General features: G+C 42.9%; 3 protein-coding genes and 2 pseudogenes. 3 read left to right on the forward strand and 2 right to left on the reverse strand.

Annotation, left to right across the window (positions count from 1 at the left end; translation table 11 throughout):
* Positions 1-123: 123 nt before the first annotated feature.
* The 3 genes and pseudogenes from FNW02_RS37860 to FNW02_RS37865 all read left to right on the forward strand — a co-directional run.
* A pseudogene (locus FNW02_RS37860) lies at positions 124-582 on the forward strand (ISKra4 family transposase); the annotation flags it as partial.
* Between the two features lie 150 nt (positions 583-732).
* Positions 733-999 (forward strand): hypothetical protein, encoded by a 267-nt coding sequence (locus FNW02_RS39415; RefSeq protein WP_225226319.1) that lies wholly within the window; start codon positions 733-735, stop codon positions 997-999.
* Positions 950-1,366 carry a tyrosine-type recombinase/integrase gene (locus FNW02_RS37865; protein WP_348535525.1) on the forward strand — a complete coding sequence of 139 codons (417 nt, stop codon included), beginning with the start codon at positions 950-952 and terminating at the stop codon, positions 1,364-1,366. The genes FNW02_RS39415 and FNW02_RS37865 overlap by 50 nt, the downstream gene beginning before the upstream one ends.
* A gap of 16 nt (positions 1,367-1,382) precedes the next feature.
* On the opposite strand, the gene FNW02_RS37870 is transcribed toward FNW02_RS37865, so the two are convergent.
* Both FNW02_RS37870 and FNW02_RS37880 read right to left on the reverse strand, forming a co-directional pair.
* Complete coding sequence (locus tag FNW02_RS37870) at positions 1,383-1,577, reverse strand: pentapeptide repeat-containing protein (RefSeq protein ID WP_191762585.1); 195 nt, start codon at positions 1,575-1,577, stop codon at positions 1,383-1,385.
* Between the two features lie 252 nt (positions 1,578-1,829).
* A pseudogene (locus tag FNW02_RS37880) lies at positions 1,830-2,375 on the reverse strand (IS5 family transposase); the annotation flags it as partial.
* Between the last annotated feature and the right edge of the window lie 126 nt (positions 2,376-2,501).

Below are 2,501 nucleotides of genomic sequence, written 5' to 3' on the forward strand. Positions count from 1 at the left end.
TTTGTAGCTGGGAAACTTCATCTTTATTCAAGTCAACAATGTACTTTTTCGCCATGTTACACCCCGTTTTTGGCTATTTTACCAATTAGAGGTTTTACTTAGCAAAGTTACCTTGGCAGACTACTAGATACTGACATCCCCAAAGAACTAGAACGAATTAAGTGGTATTTGTGGCATGGAAACGTGTTCAGAGCATTGCAACTGATAAAAGACCTTGTGGACGACCTAGAAATCGTGATTTTTGATGATAATAGCCGAATAGAGCTAAAAAAACTGTTTAAAATGGTGCGAGAGTTTGAAAGCTATATTTCAAACAATGGGTCTTATATCCCCAACTATGGAGAACGTTGGCGAAATGGTGAAGCTATTGCCACTGGGTTTGTAGAATCAACCGTTAATCAAGTCATTAGCAAGCGATTTGTCAAAAAACAGCAGATGCGGTGGACTCCTAAAGGTGTTCATCTTCTGCTCCAGGTGAGAATGTTGGTTCTCAATGAAGAGTTAGAGAGCAAATTCCAGCAATGGTATGCTGGTTTTAGAGTAGATAGCCAGCCGACCCAAGAAATATCTCAAGTCGCTTAGATTCTCAGTATTAAAAGTAATTTAAATTACTTTTGATTGACGATTCACCGTAAAATTCTGGTCTGTTTTTATGTCTATGTGCTTACCAACTTTGGAGCGTAAGTTGGTAAAATTAGCTCATACACCCCAAGGTTTTCAGGGGGTTGAGTTATGATAGCACAAATAGTCCAACCATCGAAAGTTGGTAAAACCGAAAAACAAGAGCGTCAATCGCCTAACTTTCGCAAATATTCCGAGGTCAGAACTAGGGAGCATTTGTTACCAGAAGAAGTCTCTGCAATGCGTCAGGCTATCAAAAAATCACTCATGTCGCCACGCTCACCGAGACTCAACCCTAATTTTGTTGATCTACCGTCACGGATTGCGAGTGGCAGAGGTGGCATCTCTGCGCTGGGAGCAAATAGACTGGAATGGTAGCACAATTTACGTGAAGCGAGTTAAAAAAGGCACTCCATCTACTCATCCTCTTTACTCTGAAGAAATTCGCTCTCTCCGCAAGCTTCAAAGAGATTATCCTGCTAGTTCCTATATTTTCCAGTCTTCTCGGCTTGGCCCGTTGGCACATGATACGATCGCCGGCCTTGTTGAGCGGGCTGGTGAATTAGCTGGTTTGCCTTTTCCTGTTCATGCCCATATGCTACGGCATGGAACGGGTTACTATTTGGCGAATCAAGGTACTGACACTCGCACAATTCAGAGTTACTTGGGACATAACAATATTCAGCACACTGTTCGTTACACCGAACTTGCATCTACCAAGTTTCAAGGTCTTTGGGATGATTGATGTTTAAGGCCCCTGCTTAATTGTTGCCCATCTCCCCCGAAAAAAATCGCTCTCCTTTAAGGTTTACCCACCGCAGATCAGCACCACCAAGGTTAGCTCCTCTTAAATTAACACCCTCAATATTCGGCTTCACACTACGACTTTGTGTTCTCCAGGTATTCCAAATACCGATACCTTGTCTTAATATTACCAGATGCTCCTCATTCGCCATCACCAGCTAACCCCTCTGCTTTATCCGTAGCCAGCAAACTACTCCGCCTCCTGCCATCCATCAATTGATGCCAGCAGTATATTAATCAAAGGATTATCGATTAATTCCTTAAATGCTTCTGTTCCCCCAGCCTTCAACGCACTTATCACCCGTGCTTTCAGTGTTGGGTTACTCTCAATAATTTTCTGCTCTAAAAAGGCTTTGTTGCATGAAACAAAAAAGAGACACACCAACTCTACCAAGAGTTGGTAATTAGTCTTCCACTTTGTAACTATCCGGTTTACCCAACTGGATCATGCGGTTAAGCGCAGCACATTGTAGAAATAACTCGACAGCTTGATTTTCAAAAAACCGCCGTCTTAACTTGCCCCCAAAAATGATCTTGAGCCGAAACATGGCAGTTTCGGACAATGAACGTCGATGATAACCACTCTCTTGTTTCCATTGCTGGCGACCAATTTGACGCATTCGACGCAGATTTTCATCCCTTGGATGAGGCAATGCTTTAGAATTACCGTATTGGTGAATCTTAGCGTTGCTACGAGGTGGAATTGTAGCTTTTGCCCCTCGTCCAACAATGGTGTCGTAACAGTCAAATGTGTCATAACCACCATCACCTGAAACTTGTTCAATATGCAGATCAATCTGCTCTAACAAGTCAGGTAAAACCTCACAGTCGGCGACATCGTTATTTATTACCACCGCTGCTAAAATCTTCCCACTTCCTTCATCACAGCCTAGATGTAACTTCCGCCATGTACGTCGTTTACCTACCCCATGTGTACGCACTTTCCATTGGGTGCAACACGAAAAAGTTGGGTCAAGCAGGATAAAGTCTAGCAATCAAAATGGAATCACAAAAAGTTAGCCAACTTCCCGCCGCCCATTGACATCTAGCGTGCAAAATTGCTTCAGCATTTTCTA

Origin of the sequence: Komarekiella delphini-convector SJRDD-AB1 (genome assembly GCF_014831675.1) — a bacterium.
Classification (GTDB): domain Bacteria; phylum Cyanobacteriota; class Cyanobacteriia; order Cyanobacteriales; family Nostocaceae; genus Komarekiella.

Bases quoted from the DNA above. Each gene is read 5' to 3' on its own strand.
- FNW02_RS39415 (WP_225226319.1), top strand. From the start codon at position 733: ATGATAGCACAAATAGTCCAACCATCGAAAGTTGGTAAAACCGAAAAA.
- FNW02_RS37870 (WP_191762585.1), bottom strand. From the start codon at position 1,577: ATGGCGAATGAGGAGCATCTGGTAATATTAAGACAAGGTATCGGTATT.